Genomic DNA, 21,775 nt, shown 5'->3' on the forward strand with positions numbered 1-21,775 from the left:
GAAATGCACTGGTGGTGGGCTTGAGCCGGCTAATCCCAATGCGGGCAGCGACTCCCCAAACATTATGCTCATCAACAGAAGCAGCGGTCGGAGCATTAAGCAGAGAGTTTGGTTTTTTTGTTGGCGTCTCGTAGATTCAGGCTTAAAAAAAATCCGCATCACGGACTCCTTCGCTATTGGAAAAACACGTTATTTTAACGTCATCCGGCTCATGACCATTGAATGACCTCTCATTGGCACCGGAATATATAGCAGCCAGATAGTCAGTGCGCCACGATCGGAGTTGGCGAAAAGTTTTTTTTAAGTGAGAGAGTTCGCCTGACAGAAGCTTTCGTCAAACTTAAAGAAGCGGGTTAGCTTAATTGAGGCTTTTATAAAACGACAGTAGTCTAAAGAAATCTGCTGAGTCAGACGAAAGACATATGCCTATTAAAAAATACTTCCACACCCATCAAATAACTCTAATTCCTGACAACTCTGATAAACATCAGGATCAACCTCTGATAATAAGGGGTCTTGCCTTTTTAACCGCTTTATTTCGCTGCATGCCCGTTGCCTCCATCCTTCCAGTATGTGGTTATCGATATCGATTTTGGCTTTTTTAAGGACGGTTACTGTGTGCATCAGCTCCATTTCATCTCCATAATCGTCCAGCAAGTTCAGTATTTCGATGCTAAAAACTTCTGTCTGGTTGAGCTTTAACCATAAACTGCCAAACGCCTGTTTTTCTTGTTTGTCGTCTGGCGGGTTAACGTTTTGCGGTTCCGGTTCAATCACCGACTCAGAGGCTTCAGTTTCCCTGGATTGAAGGTTTTCCAGATATTGGGACAGCGATGCTTTAACCTCATCGGGGCATTCTGTACCTGATGTTTCCATTCTTTCCTTCAGTTTGCCAAGCAGGGATACAGGCAGTCTCTCTTTATGATGTTCAAGGGATTTCCAGGCGACGGGTTTGATGACCATTCCTCTCTTGATCAGGGTAGCGAGAACATGAACAGGTAAAGGGTTGAAAGGGGCTGCTTCAACCGCACCTTTAGCCTTCAGCGCTTCATTTGCGGCCAGTCTGGCTTCGCGTCTTTGGATGTATACCGGGTCATCCGGGTTTAAGTGCTTTTGCCATTGATCTGCTGTCAAATAATAGTGTTCAGATACCCCTGTGATTTTCAAAAAAATCCTGAACTGCTCCTCTGACCAGTTGCTGATTTCTATTTTTTCATCATCTATTTTCAGCTGTGGCACTGGAAAACGGTAGATCTGAACACCGTCACCCAGTACTTCAACCTCAAGCCAATGCCCTTTGACAGTAAAAGACATCTGGTTAATGTTCTGCATGAGCACAGTGATATAACTCAGGGCCAGCTGTTCTCCTGACGTTATAAGACCAGAGACAGGTATCTCAACGTTGTTGTTGCCGGTTGTATGCATTCCGGACAGAAAATGATCGCCGATATCTTGATCCCAGGGCAGAAGGCTATGGGTTTTGAGCAGCGCTTCAAACAGTATCTGGATGCCTTCTTTGGTGATGTCATGGGTTTTTAGTTGGAGGCAGGCTTCAAGCAGCCGTTTTAACCATTGGGAGGAATGCTCTTTGCTGAGTTTTTGCAGAGCGCTCAACGAGGGAAACAGCTCGAATACAGCCCGGGCATGGCTGGCATCAAGAAAACGGAGCTGATCATCCTTTGTTAAGGGTTGCAGGATTTTCAGGTAGAGCCTTTGCATGTAGTCGAGTTTCAGCACCCCTGACAATGGTTGTAAATGGGCTGAGTACTGTTCCCATAGTCCTTTATCCGGCACTGACTTCAGCTGCTTGACAAAGTAGACAAAACGCTCCCTGTCTTCATCGGAAGAAAACAGAAACATGGCTTTATTTAACACACGCAAAGGCACGGCTTTCATTGAATGACGCCACAAAAAATGCCGATCCAGTTGACTAGACTGAAGGTAGCGCTCGACGCTTTTCCCTCCGGAAGAAGATAAAAGCCCTATCAATGATTCCAGCATCAGAACCGTTTTAGTCTTTTCATGGAGTTGACAGAATTGTTTTAAAACCGTCCATGTTAGTGACCAGTCTGGCTTAGGGGTGGAAAGATAAAGGGCGACCGTTTTTATCTGGCGATTGCATTTTTCTTCATCATCCTCTGAGTCGCTATTGTATTCGTCATCTTCCTTATCATCCGGGTTGCTGCGTTCTCCAGTCAATTTTGTATACAGCCACTGTTTCAGTCGTGTTTCCTGATGTTGGAGCGCTTCAGCAGCAGGTAGCCCTTCTGATTTCCAGAGTCTGGTCATAATTTGCAATAGCAGATGATTGAGCGCCCCCCGGTAACGCACCCAGCCCAGCACTTTTTTTACAGGTTCATTTTTGGGCAAGCCCCGGCCATTATTCATGGACGAAAAAGCACGGAACAACTTCATATTGAACTGGTCATCCCTGTGTTTCCATTCCGGCCAGTTCAGCACCTCTTTCACTTTCTCATGTCTGAGCATGCCTCTGGCATTATTCATGGACGAGAATGCGCGGAACAGCTCCATATTGAACTCGTCCCCCTTGTCTTTCCATTCCGGCCAGCCCAGCACTTCTTTCATGTCCTCATGCTTGAACATGCCCTGGCCATGATTCATGGAAGAGAAGGCGCGGAACAGCTCCATATTGAACTCGCCATCCTTGTCTTTCCATTCCGGCCAGCTCAGCACCTCTTTCACTTGCTCATGTTTGAGCATGCCTTTGGCATGATTCACGGACGAAAAGGCGCGGAGCAGTTCCATATTGAACTCGTCATCCTTGTCTTTCCATTCCGGCCAGCCCAGCACCTCTTTTACTTGCTTATATTTGAGCATGCCTTTGCAATGATTCATAGACGAGAATGCTCGGAACAGCTCCATACTGAACTCGCCATCCTTGTCTTTCCATCCCGGCCAGTTCAGCATCTCTTTCACGTTCTCATGTTTGGGCAAGCCCTGGCCATGATTCATAGACGAGAAAGCACGGAACAACTTCATATTGAACTCGCCATCCTTGTTTTTCCATTCCGACCAGGCAAGCACCTCTTTCACTTCCTCATATTTGAGCATGCCTGTGCCAGTATTCATGGATGAGAAAGAGCGGAACAGCTCCATACTGAACTCGCCATCCTTGTCTTTCCATTCCGGCCAGCCCAGCTCCTCTTTCAGTTGCTCATGTTTGAGCGTGCCTTTGCCATGATTCATAGACGAGAAGGAGCGGAACAGCTCCATACAGAACTTGCCATCCTTGTCTTTCCATTCCGGCCAGCCCAGCACCTCTTTCACTTGCTCATGATTGAGCATGCCTTTGCCAGTATTCATGGATGAGAAAGAGCGGAACAACTTCATATTGAACTCGCCATCCTTGTCTTTCCATTCCGGCCAGCCAAGCACCTCTTTCACTTGCTCATGTTTGGGCAAGCCCCGGCCATGATTCATGGAAGAAAAGGCGCGAAACAGCTCAATAATGAACACTCCATCCTTGTCTTTCCATTCAGGCCAGCCCAGCATCTCTTTCATGTCCTCATGTTTAAGCATGCCTTTGCCATGATTCATGGATGAGAAGGTGTGGAACAGCTCTGTATTGAACTCACCATCCTTGTCTTTCCATTCCGGCCAGCCCAATACCTCTTTTACTTTCTCCTTATGTTTGTGCAGGCCTTTGCCATGATTCATGGACGAGAAGGCGCGGAACAGCTCTACATTGAACTCGCCATTCTTGTCTTTCCATTCAGGCCAGCTCAGCACCGCTTTCACTTCCTCATATTTGAGCATGCCTCTGTCATTATTCATGGACGAGAAGGCGCGAAACAGCTCCGTATTGAACTCGCCATCTTTGTCCTTCCATTCGGGCCAGCTCAGCACCTTTTTCACTTTCTCATGTTTGAGCTTTCCTTTGGCATGATTCATGGACGAGAAGGCGCGGAACAACTTCATGCTGAACTCGCCATTCTTGTCTTTCCATTCCGGCCAGTCCAGCACCTCTATAACTTCCTCATGGTTGAGCAGGCCTCTGCTATGATTCATGGACGAGAAGGCATGAAACAGCTCCGTATTGAACTTGCCATCCTTGTCTTTCCATTCAGGCCAGCCCAGCATCTCTTTCACTTTTTCATGTTCAAGCGTGCCTTTGCTGCTATTCATGGACGAGAAGGCGCGGAACAGCTCCATGCTGAACTTGCCATGCCTGTCTTTCCATTCGGGCCAGCCCAGCACCGCTTTCACTTCCTCATGTTTAAGTATTCCTCTGCCATGATTCATGGACGAGAAGGCGCGGAACAGCTCCATACTGAACTGGCCATGCCTGTCTTTCCATTCAGGCCAGTCCAGCACCTCTTTGACTTCCTCATGTTTGGGCAAGCCCCGGTTATTCTTCATGGACGAGAAAGAACGGAACAGTTCCATATTGAACTCGCCATTCTTGTCTTTCCATTCCGGCCAGCCCAGTATTGCTTTCACTTCCTTATGTGTGGGCAGACCTTTGCTACTATTCATGGACGAGAAAGAAGTCAATACATCCAAACTTGCTAAATATTCGAGTTCACTCTGACTACGTTCTGCAAAACTACGGATATGTTTTTTTAGATTACCCAGCATGCTGGTCAGCATGCCTGTATTTTTGAAGTTTTCAGAAAGGTGCGCAAAAAAAATGCTCGTATTCTCGAAGAAGGCATCAAAAGAATCTCTCTCTAAGAAACCAAGTAGCTTATAGAAAGTATGCTTTACAGTGATGTTTTTTTTCTTGAATACCTCCATCAGGATTTGAGCTTTTTCAAGCTCTTCCTCGCTTAATTCGTATTTAATATTTGCTTTTACTTTTTCCAATGGGTCATCGGTAATCTGATTGTCTGTCGGCTTCTTTTTTTTGGCTGGTGGTGCAGCGGCTGTTTTTGAGTTATTTCTCTTTCTACCCGGACCCTTCTTTTTTTTCTGAGCCGGTTCTGATGAATCAGGTTCTGTTTCTTCCGGGGTTTGTCTTGCTCTTTTTTTACCATGAGTGCCCGACAGGCACTTGTTGCATAAAATCGCTGAGGCAGCTGCCTCATTGGTTATTTGCCTTAATTCCTGTGTATCCAGTGCCTTGTTACACTTGGAACAAGTGACAACCGAACTTCCGGTATCCTGCACAACTGAAGGTTCCGGTGGGTCATCGTCTCCACGACCACTGTCGCCTGTAGAATCGGTTCCCTGGTTACGGGCAGTGGATTGGCTTATCTGGCCGGTCTGATCTGTTGTCGCAGTCGTTGATGCTTTGGTCATTCGGGAGGATGGATTCTTTTTCTCAGTACCTACCTGTCGGCCAGAATATTTGGCAGAAACGATCCCACGGTAAACACTGAGTTCCTGACCATTCTCTGCCAGCCATGTCTGAATCAGCGCTGGTTGAATCGCGGCAGAATCTGACCTTTCCAGATCAAGAAGATCTGCTTCAATCACCATGATCCGGTCTGACAATATCCGGGCCAGCGTAGTTTGGCCCGTCGCAATAGACCATAGTCGTTTGATTCGTAGCATTTGAAGTAGTTGTCTTTTTTGTTGCAGGCATTTTTGAACAGGGGCAAGAACAAGGTAAGGGTGAGACTGGGGCTCCGGATCAGGATTCCATTCGTATCCGTCAGGTGGCTTATCGCCACCATCTCCTCCGGCAGCGCCCGTGGCGATCAGCGCATTGGGAGTGTTCTCCGGAAATTCGGGAGGCTCAGCTAACGGGGCAATTCCGCGTGTCTGCTTCATTGGCCAAACGGGTAGGAGAGGCCATTGGAGAGACTCAAGAGGACTGTTATTTGGCTGCAGCTCCAGAAAACTGAGTGCAAATGTCACAAACCCAACCGGAAGAGCGTAGGGTGGTTCAGGTACGACCAACTTATTGGTATATAAGAAATGGGCTGATAGCGGGCTAGGGCCAACTAATTCCAATGCAGGCGGCGACCCCCCAAACGTTATGGTCACTAACAGCAGCAGTGATCGGACCACCAAGCAGGCAGTTTTGTTTTTTTCAGGGCGTCCCATAGACACAGGACCATCGATTGACCTTTGTTATTTGCAACGGGACGTATAGCACTGCACTGGCCAGTCTGCCATGAACGGAATTAGAAAATACTCCCGCACCCATCAAGTAACTCTAATTCCTGACAATGCTGATAAACATCATCAGTAACATCTAATAATAAAGGGTCTCGTTTTTTTAACCGCTCTATTTGACTGCATGCTCGTTGCCTCCATCCTTCCAGCATGCGGTTATCGATATCAATTTTGGCTTTTTTAAGGACGGTCACTGTGTGCATAAGCTCCATTTTATCGCCATAATCTTCCAGTAAGTTCAGTATTTCGGTACCAAAAACTTCTGTCTGGTCGAGCTTCAACCATAAACTGCCAAACGCCTGTTTTTCTTGTTTGTCGTCTGGAGGATTGCTGCTCTGTGGCGCCGGCTCGCAGGCTTCAGTTCTCCTGAGTTGAACGTTATCCAGATATTGGCACAGTGATTCTTTGATCTCATCGGGGCATTCTGTACCTGATGTTTCGACTCTCTCTCTCAGTTTGTTAAGCAGAGACTCAGGCAGTCTCTGCTTATGATGGTCAAGGGATTTCCAGGCGACGGGTTTGATGGCCATTCCTCTTTTGATCAGGGTAGCCAGAACATGAACAGGTATAGGGTTGAAAGGGGCTGCGTCAACCGCAAATTTAGCCTTCAGCGCTTTGTTTGCGGCTAGTCTGGCTTCGCGTCTTTGGATGTAGACCGGGTCATCCGGGTTTAAGTGCTTTTGCCATTGATCTGCTGTCAGATAATAGTGTTCAGATACTCCTGTGATTTTCAAAAAAATCCTGAACTGCTCCTCTGACCAGTTGCTGATTGCCATTGTTTCATCCTGTATTTTCAGCTGTGGCACGGGATAGCGATAGATCTGAACACCGTCATCCGGCACCTCAACCTCAAGCCACTGACCTTTAACGGTAAAAGACATCTCGTTGAGGTTCCGCATCAACACAGCGATATAACTCAGGGCGAGCTGTTCTCCTGATGGGATAAGTCCGGAGACGGGTACCTCAACGGTGTTGTTGCCGGTCGTTCGCATCCCGGAAAGAAAGTGGTTGGGGATATCTTGATCCCAGGGCAGAAGGCTATGGGTTTCCAGTAGCGCCTCAAAGATTAGCTGGATGCCTTCTTTGGTGATGTCATGGTTTTTTAGCCGAAGGCAGGCTTCAAGCAGCCGTTTTAACCATTGGGAAGAATGCTCTTTGCTGAGTTTATGCAGGGCGCCCAACGAGGGAAACAGGTCGAATACAGCCCGGGCACGGCTGGCATCCAGAAAACGCAGCTGATCATCCTTTGTTAAGTTTTTCAGGATTTCCCAGTAGAGCCTTTTCATATAGTCGTGTTTCAGCACCCCCGACAATAGTTGCAACTGGGCTGAGTACTGTTCCCACAGGCTTTTGTCCGGCAATGACTTCAGCCGCTTGGCGAAATAGACAAAACGCGATCTGTATTCATTGGCAGAAAACAGAACCATTGCCTTATTTAACACGTGCAAAGGCACGGCTTTAGTCGAATGATGCCACAAAAAATCCCGGTCTTGTCCACTGGCGTGAAGGAAACGTTCGACGCCTTTCCCTCCATAAGAAGAAAGAAGCCTTATCAATGATTCCAGCATCAGAAAAGCTTTGGTATTTTCATGGAATTGATGAAACTGTTTTAAAATCGCCCAGTTTAATAACCAGTCTGGCTTAAGGGTGGAAAGATAAAGAGCAACCGTTTTTATCTGGCGATTGGAATTATCATTCTCTTCATTCTCTGAATCGCTATTGTATTCGTCGTCCTCTTTACTATCTGAATCACTTTTATCTTCAGTAAGTTCTGTTAACAGCCACTGTTTTAGTTGTGTTTCCTGATGTTGCAGCGCTTCGATGTCAGGTAGCCCTTCTGCTGTCCAGAGCCTGGTCATAGTTTGCAGGAGTCGATGATTGAGCGCACCCCCGCAACTTGTCCAGACCATCATTTTTTTCAATCGCTCATGGCTGGGAACGCTTTTGCCATGATTCATGGACGAGAAGGCGTGGAACAGTTCCATATTGAACTCGCCATCCATCTCTTTCCATTCAGGCCAGTCCAGCACCTCTTTTACATCATCATGTTTGAGTATGCCGTGGCCATTATTGATGGAGGAGAAGGAGCGGAAGAGCTCAATATTGAACCTGCCATTCTTGTCTTTCCATTCCGGCCAATCCAGTACCTCTTTCACTTCCTCATGTTTAAGCATGCCCCTGTTGCAATTCATGGACGAGAAGGCGCGGAGCAGCTCAATGTTGAACTTGCCATCCTTGTCATTCCATTCAGGCCAGTCCAGCACCTCTTTTACTTCCTCATGTTTTGGCATGCCTTTACAGCTGTTCATCGATGAGAAAGCGCGGAACAGTTTTATACTGAACACACCATCCCTGTCTTTCCATTCTGGCCAGCTCAGCACCTCTTTCACTTGCTCATGTTTGGGCACGCCTTTGCCATGATTAATAGACGAGAAGGAGCGGAACAACTCCATAATGAACTCGCCATCCTTGTCTTTCCATTCCGGCCAGCCCGGCATTTCTTTCACTTCCTTATGTTTGGGCATGCCTTTGCCATTATTCATGGATGAGAAGGAGCGGAACAGCTCCATGCTGAACTCGCCATCCTTGTCTTTCCATTCCGGCCAGCCCAAGACCTCTTTCACTGGCTCACGTTTGAGCATGCCTTTGGAATGGTTCATAGACGAAAAGGAGCGGAACAGCGCCATACTGAAGTCGCCATCCTTGTCTTTCCATTCCGGCCAGCCCAGCACCTCTTTCACCTGCTCATGCTTGAGCATGCCTTTGCTATGATTCATCGACGAAATGGCGCGGAAAAGCTCCATATTGAACTCGCCATTTTTGTCCTTCCATTCCGGCCAGTCCAGCACCTCTTTAACTTCCTTATTATTGAGCATGCCTTGGCCATTATTCATGGACGAAAAGGCGCGGAACAGCTCCATACTGAACCCGGCATCCTTGTCTTGCCATTCCAGCCAGCCCAGCACCTCTTTCACTTGCTCATGTTTGGGCATGCCTTTGCCATGATTCATGGATGAGAAGGCTCGGAGCAGCTCCATACTGAACCCGGCATCCTTGTCTTGCCATTCCGGCCAGCTCAGCACCTCTTTCACTTCCTCATGTTTGAACAGGCCTTTGCTGTGATTCATGGACGAGAAAACGCGGAACAGCCCATTTCTAAACTCGTTATTCTTATCTTTCCATTCCGGCCAGCTCAGCACCTCTTTCACTTCCTGATGTTTGGGTGTGCCTTTTTTGTTGTACATGGACGAGAAAGCCCGGAGCAGTTCCATACTGAACTCGTCATTCTTGTCTTTCCATTCCGGCCAGTTCAGCACCTCTTTCACTTTTTCATGTTCGAGCATGCCCCTGCAATTATTCATGGACGAGAAGGAGCGGAATAGCTCCATATTGAACTCGCCATTCTTGTCTTTCCATTCCGGCCAGCCCAGTATCTCTTTCACGTCCTTATGTTTGAGCATGCCTTTACTACTATTCATGGATGAAAAAGCGCGGAATAGTTCCATGTTGAACTCGCCACCCTTGTTCTTCCATTCCGGCCAGCCCAGCACTTCTTTCACTTCCTCATGGTTGAGTATGTCTTTGTCGTGATTCATGGATGAGAAGGTGCGGAACAGTTCCATATTGAACGCGCCATCCTTGTTTTTCCATTCCGGCCAGCCCAGCACCTCTTTCACTTCCTCGTGTTTGAGCATGCCATTACTACGTTTCATGGACGAGAAGGCGCGGAACAGCTTCATATTGAACGCGCCATCCTTGTCTTTCCATTCCGGCCAGCCTAGCACTTCTTTCACTTGCTCATGTTTGAGCATGCCTTTGCAATGGTTCATAGACGAGAAGGAGCGGAACAGCTCCATACTGAACTCGCCATCCTTGTCTTTCCATTCCGGCCAGCCCAGTATTGCTTTTACTTCCTTATGTGTGGGCAGACCTTTGCTACTATTCATGGACGAGAAAGAAGTCAATACATCTAAACTTGCTAAATATTCGAGTTCACTTTGACTATGTTCTGCAAAACTACGGATATGTTTTTTTAGATTACCTAGCATACCGGTCAGCATGCCTGTATTGTTGAAGTTTTCAGGAAGGTGCCCAAAAAAAGCGGCGGCATTATCGAAGAAACCATTAAAAGACTTTCTCTCTAAGAAACCAAGAAGTTTATAAAAAGTGTGCTTCACGGTAATGTTTTTTTTCTTGAATACCTCCATCAGGGTTTTTACTTTTTCCAGCTCTTCCTTGTTTAATTCGTATTTGATGTTTTCTTTTACTTTTTCCAATGGGTCAGTGGTGATTTGAGTGTCTGCCGGTTTCTTTTTTTTGGCCGGTGGTGCAGCTGCTGCTATTGAATTTTTTCTCTTTCTACCCGGGCCCTTCTTTTTTTTCTGAACAGGTTCTGATAAATCCTGCTCTGTTTCTTCCCGGATTCGTTTTGCTCTTTTTTTACCGTGAGTACCCGATAGGCACTTGTTGCATAAAATCGCTGAGGCAGCTGCTTCATTGGTTATTCGCCTTAATTCCTGTGTATTCAGTGCCCTGTTACACTTGGAACAAGTAACAACCGAACTTCCGGTATCCTGCTCAGCTGAAGGCTCCAGAGGGTCATCATCTCCACGACCACTGACGTTTGTTAAGCCAGTTTCCTGGTTACGGGCAGCAGATTGGCTCATCTGGCCGGTCTGACCTGTTGTCGCAATCGTTGATGCTTTGGCCGTTCGGGAGGATGGATTCTTTTTCTCAGTACCTACCTGCCGACCAGAATATTTGGCAGAAACGATCCCACGGTAAACACTGAGTTCCTGACCATTCTCTGCCAGCCATGTCTGAATCAGAGCCGGTTGAATTGCGGCAGAATCTGACCTTTCCAGATCAAGAAGATCTGCTTCAATCACCATGATCCGGTCTGACAATATCCGGGCCAGCGTTGTTTGGTCTGTCGTAATAGCCCATAGTCGTTTGATTTGTAGCATTCGAAGCAGTTGCCTTTTTTGTTGCAGGTATTTTTGAACAGGGACAAGAACAAGAGAGAGGTCAGGCTTGGGCTCCAGGTCAGGATTCCAGCTGTTTCCGTGGGGTGGCTTATCGCCATCATCTCTCCCGGCAGCCCAAGTGGTGAACAGAGTTTTGTGATGCCCTCGAAGAGGGTTGGGTGGTTCAGGTTCGGCTAACTTACCGGAATACAAGAAATGGGCTGGCAGTGAGTTTGAGCCTATTAGCCCCACTGCAGGCAGAGGCTCCCCAAACACTATCGTCACTAGCAGAAGCAGTGATCGGACTACTGAGTAGAAAATTTGGTTTTTTTGTGAACGTCTCATAGATCCAGACTTAAAAAATCAGCGTCTGTGAATCCATTCGCTATTGGGCTAAATTCGTACGTCATCTGACATAAGGCTCAGGTCTATTCAATGATGTTTGCGTCAGACTGTATAGCATCGAAATGGCGAGCTTACCATGAAGGGAATTAGTGAAAAGCTTGTTTTTAGAAGCTTCCATAAGACGACACAGGTCTTTTTAGAAAGTACTCCCACTCCCATCAAGTAAATCTAATTCCTGACAACTCTCATAAACATCAGGGTCAACCTCTGATAATAAAGGGTCTCGCATTTTTAACCGCTTTATTTCGCTGAATGCCCGTTGTATCCACCCTTCAAGTATGTGGTCAGAGATATTGATTTTGGCTTTTTTAAGGACGGTCACTATATGCATAAGCTCCATTTCATCCTTATACTCGTCCAGTAACGTCAGTATTTCGGTGCCAAAAACTTCTGTCTGGTTGAGCTTTAACCATAAATTGCCAAACGCCTGTTTTTCGCTTTTGTCGTCCGTTGGATTAACGCTCTGCGGTTCCGGTTCGCTGATTGGCTCACAGGCTTCAGCTGCACCGGATTGAACGCTATCCAGGTATTGGGACAGTGATTCTTTAACCTCATCGGGGCATTCTGTAACTGATGTTTCCATTCTTTCTTTCAGTTTGCCAAGCAGAGATTCAGGCAGCCTCTCTTTGTGATGGGCAAGGGATTTCCAGGCGGCAGGTTTGATGGCCATTCCTCTTTTGATCAGGGCAGCCAGAACATAAACAGGTAAAGGATTGAAGGTGGCTGCTTCAATTGCACCCTTTGCCCTGTGCTCTCTGTTTGCGACTAATCTGGCTTCGTGTCTTTGGATGTATAACAGGTGATCCGGTTTCAAACGCTTTTGCCAATCATCTTCTGTCAAATAATAGTGTTCAGGCATATCAGTGATTTTCAAAAAAGTTCTGAACTGCTCTTCTGACCAGTTGCTGATTGCTATTTTTTCATCTTGTATTTTCAATTGTGGCATTGGAAAACGGTAGATCTGAACTCCGTCATCCAGTGCCTCAACCTCAAGCCAATGCCCTTTGACAGTAAAAGACATCTGATTAATGTTCTGCATGACCACAGTAATATAACTCAGGGCCAACTGCTCTCCTGATTGGATAAGTCCGGAGACAGGTATCTCAACATGGTTGTTGTCGGTTGTTTGCATCCCGGACAGAAAGTGATCGTGGATATCGTGATCCCAGGGCAGAAGGCTATGGGTTCTGAGCAGCGCTTCAAACAGTATCTGGATGCCTTCTTTGGTAATGTCGTGGGTTTTTAGTTGAAGGCAGGCTTCAAGCAGCCGTTTTAAATATTGGGAGGAGTGCTCTTCGCTGAGTTTTTGCAGGGCGCTCAACGAGGGAAACAGCTCGAATACAGCCCGGGCGTGGCTGGCATCCAGAAAACGCAGCTGATCATCCTTTGTTAAGGGTTGCAGGATTTCCAGGTAGAGCCTTTGCATATAGTCGAGTCTCAGCAACCCCGACAAGGGTTGTAACAGTGCTGAGTATTGCTCCCATCGTCTTTTATCCGGCAATGACTTCAGCCGCTTGACAAAGTAGACAAAACGCTCCCTTTCTTCATCGGAAGAACACAGAAACATGGCTCTATTTAACACACGCAAAGGCACGGCTTTCATTGAATGGCGCCACAAAAAATGCCGATCCCGTTGATTAGCCTGAAGGTAGCGCTCGACGCTTTTCCCTCCGGAAGAAGATAAAAGCCCCATCAATGATTCCAGCATCGGAACTGTTTTAGACTTTTCATGGAATTGGCAGAATTGTTTTAAAACCGTCCATGTCAGCGACCAGTCTGGCTTAGGGGTGGAAAGATAAAGGATGACTGTTTTTATCTGGCGATTGCATTTTTCTTCATCATCCTCTGAGTCGCTATTGTATTCGTCATCTCCTTCATTACCCGGGTTGATATGTTCTCCAGTAAATTTTGTAAACAGTAAATGTTTCACTTGTGTTTCCTGATCTTGCAGCACCTCAATAGCTGGTAGCCCTGTCGACGCCCAGAGCCTGGTCATAATTTGCAGTAGCCAATGATTGGGTGTACCCCGGTAACTTATCCAGCCCAGCACTTTTTTCACAGGCTCATATTTGGGCAGACCCTGGCCATTATTCATGGACGAGAAAGCGCGGAACAACTTTATATTGAACTCGTCATTCTTGTGTTTCCATTCCGGCCAGTTCAGCACCTCTTTCACGTTCTCATGTTTGAGCATGCCTTTGGAATGATTCAAGGACGAGAAGGCGCGGAACAGCTCCATATTGAACTCGCCATCCTTGCCCTTCCATTCCGGCCAGCCCAGCACCACTTTGACTTCCTCATGTTTGGGCACGCCTTTGCAATGATTCATGGACGAGAAGGCACGGAACAGCTCCATATTGAACTTGCCACCCTTGTCTTTCCATTCCGGCCAGTCCAGCATCCTTTTCACTTCCATATGTTCGGGAATGCCTCTATTGGAGTACATAGATGAGAATGAGCGGAACAGCTCCATACTGAACTCGCCATCCTTGTGTTTCCATTTCGGCCAGCCCAGCACCTCTTTCACTTTCTCATGTTTGAGTATGCTCTTGGTATGATTCATGGACGAGAAGGCGCGGAACAGCTCCATATTGAACTCGTCATCCTTGTCTTTCCATTCCGGCCAGCCCAGCACCTCTTTCACTTCCTCATGTTTGGGCATGCCTTTGCTATGATTCATAGACGAGAAGGAGCGGAACAGATCCGTACTGAACTCGCCATCCCTGTCTTTCCATTCCGGCCAGCCCAATACCTCTTTCACTTGCTCATGTTTGAGCATACCTTTGTTATGGTTCATAGACGTGAAGCAGCGGAACAGCCACATACTGAACTTGCCATTCTTGTCTTTCCATTCCGGCCAGCCCAGCACCTCTTTCACTTGCTCATGTTTGAGCATGCCTTTACCATTATTCATGGATGAGAAGGTGCGGAACAGCTCCATGCTGAACTTGCCATCCTTGTCGTTCCATTCAGGCCAGCTCAGTACCTCTTTAACTTGCTCATGTTTGAGCATGCCTTTGCTACTATTCGAAGACGAGAAAGAGCGGAACAGCTCCGTACTGAACTCGCCATTCCTGTCTTGCCATTCCGGCCAGCCCAGTACCTCTTTAACTTGCTCATGTTTGAGCATGCCTTTGCTACTATTCATGGACGAGAAGGATCGGAACAGCTCTATATGGAACTCGCCATCCTTGTCTTTCCATTCCGGCCAGCCCAGCACCTCTTTCACATCCTCATGTTCAGGCATGCCTTTGCCATTATTCATGGATGAGAAGGAGCGGAACAGCCCCATACTGAACTCGCCATCCTTGTCCTTCCATTCTGGCCATCCAAGCACCTCTTTTACTTGCTCATGTTTGAGCATGCCTTTGCCATTATTCATGGATGAGAAGGTGCGGAACAGCTCTATACTGAACTCGCCATCCTTGTTGTACCATTCAGGCCAGCCCAGCACCACTTTGACTTCCTCATGTTTGGGTATGCCATGGCTATTATTCATGGACGAGAAAGAGCGGAACAGTTCGATATTGAATTCGCCTTCCTTGTCGTTCCATTCAGGCCAGCCCAGTACTTCTTTCACTTCCTTATTTGTGGGCACACCTTGGTTTTTGTTCATGGACGAGAAGGAAGTCAATACATCCAAACTCGCTAAATATTCAAGCTCATTCTGGCTACGTTCTGCAAAACTACGGATATGTTTTTTTCTATTATTTAGCATGCTGGTCAGCATGCCGGTATTTTTGAAGTTTTCAGAAAGGTGGCCAAAAAAAGCGGCGGTATTATCGAAGAAGCCATTAAAAGACTTTCTCTCTACGAAACCAAGCAGTTTATAAAAAGTGTCCTTGACAGTGATGTTTTTTTTCTTGAATACCTCCATCAGGGTTTGCGCTTTTTCCAGCTCTTCCTGACTTAATTCGTAATGGATATTTGCTTTTACTGTTTCCAATGGATCATCGAAAATTTGAGTATCTGCCAGTTTCTTTTTATTGGCTGGTGGTGCAGCCGCTGCTTTTGAAATTTTTCTCTTTCTAGCCGCGCCCTTCTTTTTTTTCTGGTCAGGTTCTGATGAATCCGACTCTGTTTCTTCCCGTATTCGTTTTGCTCTTTTTTTACTGTGAGTGCCCGAAAGGCAATTGTTGCATAAAAACGCTGAAGCTGTTGCTTCATTGGCTAAACGTCCTAATTCCTGTCGATTCAGTGCCTTGTTACATTTTGAACAAGTTATCATCGGGTTTCTGGCATCCTGCTCAGCTGAGGGTTTCAGAGGGTCATCATCTCCACGACCACTGCCGCTTGTTGATCCGGTTCGCTGGTTGCGGGCAGTAGATCCGCTCTTCTGGCCGGTCTGACCTGTTGTTGCGGGCGTTGATGCTTTGGTCGTTCGGGAGGATGGATTCTTTTTCCTGGTGGCCGCCTGCCGACCAGAATATTTACCAGCAGCGATCTCAAGGTAAACACTGAGTTCCTGACCATTCTCTGCCAGCCATGTCTGAACCAAGCCCGGATGCATCGTGAAAGGGTCTGATCTTTCCATATTCAGAAGATCCGCTTCAATCACCATGATCCGGTCTGATAAAATCCGGGCCAGCGTTGTTTGGCTTGTCGTAATAGCCCATAGTCGTTTGATTCGTAACATTCGAAGCAGCTGCCTTTTTTGTTGCAGGCATTTTTGAACAGGGGCAAAAACAAGATTAAGGTTAAGGTCAGGCTGGGGCTCCGGATCTTCTGGGGATATAGCCAACAGGCTAATGTGGCGGGTTGGCTTCATTGGCCAAAAGGGCAGGGGCAACAACTCGTTCCCACGGCTGGGACCCTCAGGGCCTGAGAGCATGGGAGCCAGCATTTTGTGACGCCCTCGAAAAGGATTGGGCAGTTCAGGTTCAGCTAACTTACCGGCATACAAGAAATGAGTTGGCAGCGGGTTTGAGCCGACGAGTCCCATTGCAGGCAGCGACTTCCCGAACATTACTGTCACTAGCAGAAGCAGTGATCGGACTAGTGAGTAGAAAATGTTGTTATGTTGTGAGCGTCTCATAGATCCAGACTTAAAAAATCAGCGTCTGTGAATCGATTCGCTATTGGGCCAAATTCGTACGTCATCTGACATAAGGCTAAGGCTCATTAATTGATGTTTGCGTAAGACTGTATAGCACCGAACTGGCGAGCTTACCATGAATGGAATTGGCGAAAAGTTTGTTTTACTAAGCTTCCACCAGACGACAAAGGTCTTTTTAGAGAATACCCTCACACCCATCAAGTAACTCTAATTCCTGACAGCTCTGGTAAACATCATCAGCAATGTCTGATAATAAAGGGTCTCGCTTTTTTAACCGCTCTATTTTACTGCATGCCCGTTGCCTCCATTCTTCCAGTATGCGGTTATCGATATCGGTTTTGGCTTTTTTAAGGGCGGTAACGATGTGCATAAGCTTCATTTCATCTCCATACTCGTCCAGTAAGTTCAGTATTTCGGTGCCAAAAGCTTCTGTCTGGTTGAGCTTTAACCATAAACTGCCAAACGCCTGTTTTTCTCGTTTGTCGTCTGGCGGGTTAATGTTTTGTGGTTCCGGTTCACTCATCGACTCAAAGACGTCTGCCCCCCTGGATTGAACGTTATCCAGGTATTGGGACAGTGATTCTTTAATCTCATCCGGGCATTCTGTACCTGATGTTTCCATTCTATTTCTTATTCTGAAAAATAAAGATTCAGGCAGCCTCTCCTTATGATGTTCAAGCGATTTCCAGACGATTGGTTTGACGGCCATTCCATTTTTGATGATGTTAGCCAGAACATAAATGGGTAAAGGTTTGAAGGGGGTTGCTTCAACAGCACCTTTTTCCATGGGGTCTCTGGTTCCCGCCTGTCTGGCTTCGTATCTTTGGATGTATACCGGGTAATCCGGTCTTGAGCGCCTTTGCCAATCATCTGCTGTTAAATAATAGTGTTCAGATATATCAGTGATTTTCAAAAAAATCCTGAACTGCTCCTCTGACCAGTTGCTGATTTCTATTGTTTCATTCTGTATTTTCAGCTGTGGCATCGGATAGCGATAGATCTGAACACCGTCACCCACCGCCTCAACCTCAAGCCAATGCCCTTTGACAGTAAAAGACATCTCATTGAGGTTCTGCATCAGCACAGCGATATAACTCAGGGCCAGCTGTTCTCCTGATGGAATGAGTTCAGAGACAGGTATTTCAACGTTGTTGTTGTCAGTTGTGCGCATCCCGGACAGAAAGTGATCGGGGATATCCTGATCCCAGGGCAGAAGGCTATGGGTTTTGAGCAACGCTTCAAACAGTATCTGGATGCCTTCTTTGGTGATGTCATGGGTTTTTAGCTGGAGGCAGGCTTCAAGCAGCCGTTTTAACCATTGGGAGGAGTGCTCTTTGCTGAGTTTTTGCAGGGCACTCAACGAGGGAAACAGCTCGAATACAGCCCGGGCATGGCTGGCATCCAGAAAACGCAGCTGATCATCCTTTGTTAAGGGTTGCAGGATTTCCAGGTAGAGCCTTTGCATATAGTTGAGTTTCAGCACCCCGGACAATTGTTGAAACCGGGCTGAGTACTGCTCCCACTGTCTTTTATCTGGCAATGACTTCAGCCGCTTGAAAAAATAGACAAAACGCTCCCTGTCTTCATCGGAAGCACACAGAAACATGGCTTTATTTAACACGCGCAATGGCACGGCTTTCATTGAATGACGCCACAAAAAATGCCGATCCCGTTGATTAGCCTGAAGGTAGCGCTCGACGCTTTTCCCTCCGGAAGAAGATAAAAGCCCCGTCAATGATTCCAGCATCGGAGCCGTTTTAGTCTTTTTATGGAATTGGCAGAATTGTTTTAAAACCGTCCAGTTTAATGACCAGTCTGGCTTAAGGGTGGAAAGATAAAGGGTGACTGTTTTTATCTGGCGATTGCATTTTTCTTCATCATCCTCTGAGTCGCTATTGTATTCGTCATCTCCTTCATTATCCGGGTTGATATGTTCTCCAGTAAATTTTGTAAACAGTAACTGTTTCAGTTGTGTTTCCTGATCTTGCAGCACCTCAATAGCTGGTAGCCCTTTCGACGCCCAGAGCCTGGTCATAATTTGCAGTAGCCAATGATTGGGGGCCCCGTAGTCACCTATCCAGCCCAGCACTTTTTTCACAGGCTCATGTTTGGGCAAGCCATGGCGATGATTCATAGACGAAAAAGTACGGAACAACTTCATATTGAGCTTGCCATTCTTGTGCTTCCATTCCGGCCAGTTCAGCACCTCTTTCACTTTCTCATGTTTGGGTATGCCTTTGTGAGTATTCATGGACGAGAAAGCGCGGAACAGCTCCATATTGAATTCACCATCCTTGTTTTTCCATTCCGGCCAGCCCAGCACGTCTACCACTTCCTCATGGTTGAGTAGGCCTCTGCAATGATTCATGGACGCGAAGGCTCGGAACAGCGGCATATTGAACTCGTCATCCTTGTCTTTCCATTCTGGCCAGTCCAGTACCTCTTTCACTTCCTCATGTTTTAGTATGCCCCGGCCATGATTCATGGACGAGAAGGAACGGAACCACTCCATACTGAACTCATCATTCTTGTCTTTCCATTCCGGCCAGCCCAGTACCTCTCTCACTTCCTGACGTTTGAGCATGCCTTGGCCATTATTCATGGACGAGAAGGCTCGGAACCGCTCCATATTGAACTCATCATCCTTGTCTCTCCATTCCGGCCAACCCAGCACATTTTTTACTTCCTCATGCCTGAGCACACCCAGGCCATTATTCATGGACGAGAAGGCGCGAAAAAGCTCTGTATTGAATTTGCCATTCTCGTCTTTCCATTCCGGCCAGCCCAGCACTTCTCTCATTTCCTGATGTTTGAGCATGCCTTTATTATTATTCATGGACGAGAAGGCGCGAAACAGCACCACACTGAACTCGCCGTCCTTGTCTTTCCATTCCGGCCAGCTCAGCACCTCTCTCACTTCCTCACGTTTGAGGATGCCTTGGCCATTATTCATGGACGAGAAGGCTCGGAACAGTAGCATATTGAACTCGCGATTCTTGTCTTTCCATTCTGGCCAGTTCAGCACCTCTTTCACTTCCTCATGTTTGAGTATGCCCTGGCCATGATTCATGGACGAGAAGGAACGGAACCGCTCCATACTGAACTCGCCATTTTTGTCTTTCCATTCAGGCCAGCCAAGCACTTCTACCACTTCCTCATGGTTGAGCCGGCCTCTGCAATGATTCATGGACGAGAAGGCGCGAAAAAGCTCGCTATTGAACTCGCTATTGTGGTCTTTCCATTCCGGCCAGCTCAACACCTCTTCCACTTCCTTTTTTTTGAGCATGCCTTTGCCAACATTCATGGATGAGAAAGCGCGGAACAGCTCTATATTGAACTCGCCATTCTTGTCTTTCCATTCCGGCCAGCTCAGCACCTTTTTCAGTTCGTCATGTTCAAGCATGCCTTTGCCGCTATTCATGGACGAGAAAGCGCGGAACAATTCCATACTGAACCCGCCGTTCTTGTCTTTCCATTCCGGCCAACTCAACACTGCTTTCACTTCCCCATGTTTCAGCATTCCTCTACCATGATTCATGGACGAGAAGGTGCGTAACAACTCCATACTGAACTTGCCGTGCCTGTCTTTCCATTCTGGCCAGTCCAGCAACTTTTTGACTTCCTCATGTTTGAGCAAACCCTGGCCATTATTCATGGACGAGAAAGAGCGAAACAGTTCCATATTGAACTCGTCATCGTTGTTTTTCCATTCTGGCCAGCCCAGTATGGCGTTCACTTCCTTATGTGTGGGCACACCCTTGTTACAATTCATGGATGAGAAAGAAGTCAATACATCCAAACTCGCTAAATATTCGAGTTCACTCTGGCTACGTTCGGCAAAACTACGGATATGTTTTTTTGTATTATTTAGCATGCCGGTCAGCATGCCTGTGTTTTTGAAGTTTTCAGAAAGGTGCCCAAAAAAAGTGGCGGCATTATCGAAGAAGCTATTAAAAGACTTTCTCTCTACGAAACCAAGTAGCTTATAAAAAGTCGGCTTTACAGTGATATTTTTTTTCTTGCATATCTCTATCAGGGTTTGCGCTTTTTCCAGCTCTTCCTGATTGAGTTCGTACTTTATATTTGCTTTTACTTTTTCCAATGGGTCATCGGTAATCTGATTGTCTGCCGGTTTCTTTTTTTTGGCCGGTGGTGCAGCCGCTGCGGTTGAATTATTTCTTTTTCTACCCGGGCTCCTCTTTTTTTTCTGAGCCGGTTCTGATGAATCCGACTCTGTTTCTTCGCGGATTCGTTTTGCTCTTTTTTTACCCTGATTGTCCGAAAGGCACTTGTTGCATAAAAACGCTGAGGCTGTTGCTTCGTTGGCTAAACGTCTTAATTCCTGTCGATTCAGTGCCTTGTCACATTTTGAACAAGTTACCATCGGATTTCTGGCATCCTGCTCAGCTGAGGGTTTCGGTGGGTCATCATCTCCACGACCACTGCCGCCTGTCGAACCAGTTCCCTGGTTACGGGCAGCAGATCCACTCATCTGGCCGGTCTGACCAGTTTTTACGGTCGTTGCTGCTTTGGTCGTTCGTGAGGATGGATTGTTTTCCCCGGTACCTGCCTGTCGGCCAGAATAGTTGCCAGCAGCGATCTCACGGTAAACACTGAGTTCCTGATCATTCTCTGCCAGCCATGTCTGAATTAGCCCCGGTTGAATCGTAGCAGGGTCTGACGTTTCCAGATCAAGAAGATCTGCTTCAATCACCATGATCCGGTCTGACAATATCCGGGCCAGAGTGGTTTGACCCGTCACAGTAGCCCATAGTCGTTTGATTCGTAACATTCGAAGCAGTTGCCTTTTTTGTTGCAGGCATTTTTGAATGGGGGCAAGAACAGGGGAGAGGTCAGGCTCGGGATCAGGATTCCAGTTGTTCCCGTCAGGTGGTTTATCGCCATCATCTTCCCCGGCAGTGCCCATAGCGATCAGCTCAGTGGAAGGGTGTTTTGAGGCTTCGGGGGACATAACCATCAGGTCAATGCGGCGTGTTTGCTTCATTGGCCAAACGGGTAGTGGAGGCAATTGGAGAGACGCTAGAGGACTGTTATTTGGCAGCGGCTGAAGCAAATGGAGGCCGAGTTGCATAAACCCAACCTGAAGGGTGCCGGGCAGTTCAGGTCCAGCCAACCTGTCGTCATACAAGAAATGCGCTGGTAGCGGGCTTGAGCCGACTAATTCCACTGCAGGCAGGGACTCCCGGAACATTATTGTCACTAACAGAAGTAGCGATCGGACTATCGGGCAGATAGTGTTGTT

4 protein-coding genes are annotated in these 21,775 nt (G+C 47.0%); all 4 read right to left on the reverse strand.

What is annotated here, in order from left to right; all coding sequences use genetic code 11:
• Positions 1–429: 429 nt before the first annotated feature.
• Positions 430–5,736 carry a hypothetical protein gene (locus tag KBW69_RS18910; RefSeq protein ID WP_257281869.1) on the reverse strand — a complete coding sequence of 1,769 codons (5,307 nt, stop codon included), beginning with the start codon at positions 5,734–5,736 and terminating at the stop codon, positions 430–432.
• A gap of 356 nt (positions 5,737–6,092) precedes the next feature.
• A complete protein-coding gene (locus KBW69_RS18915) occupies positions 6,093–11,396 on the reverse strand; it encodes a hypothetical protein (RefSeq protein WP_257281870.1) in 5,304 nt (1,767 codons plus the stop codon).
• 196 nt (positions 11,397–11,592) lie between these two features.
• Positions 11,593–16,491 carry a hypothetical protein gene (locus KBW69_RS18920; protein ID WP_257281871.1) on the reverse strand — a complete coding sequence of 1,633 codons (4,899 nt, stop codon included), beginning with the start codon at positions 16,489–16,491 and terminating at the stop codon, positions 11,593–11,595.
• 196 nt (positions 16,492–16,687) lie between these two features.
• On the reverse strand, positions 16,688–21,604 hold the full coding sequence (locus KBW69_RS18925) for a hypothetical protein (RefSeq protein ID WP_257281872.1): 4,917 nt from the start codon (positions 21,602–21,604) through the stop codon (positions 16,688–16,690).
• Between the last annotated feature and the right edge of the window lie 171 nt (positions 21,605–21,775).

This window comes from Endozoicomonas sp. ISHI1 (assembly GCF_024606225.1).
Classification (GTDB): domain Bacteria; phylum Pseudomonadota; class Gammaproteobacteria; order Pseudomonadales; family Endozoicomonadaceae; genus Endozoicomonas_A.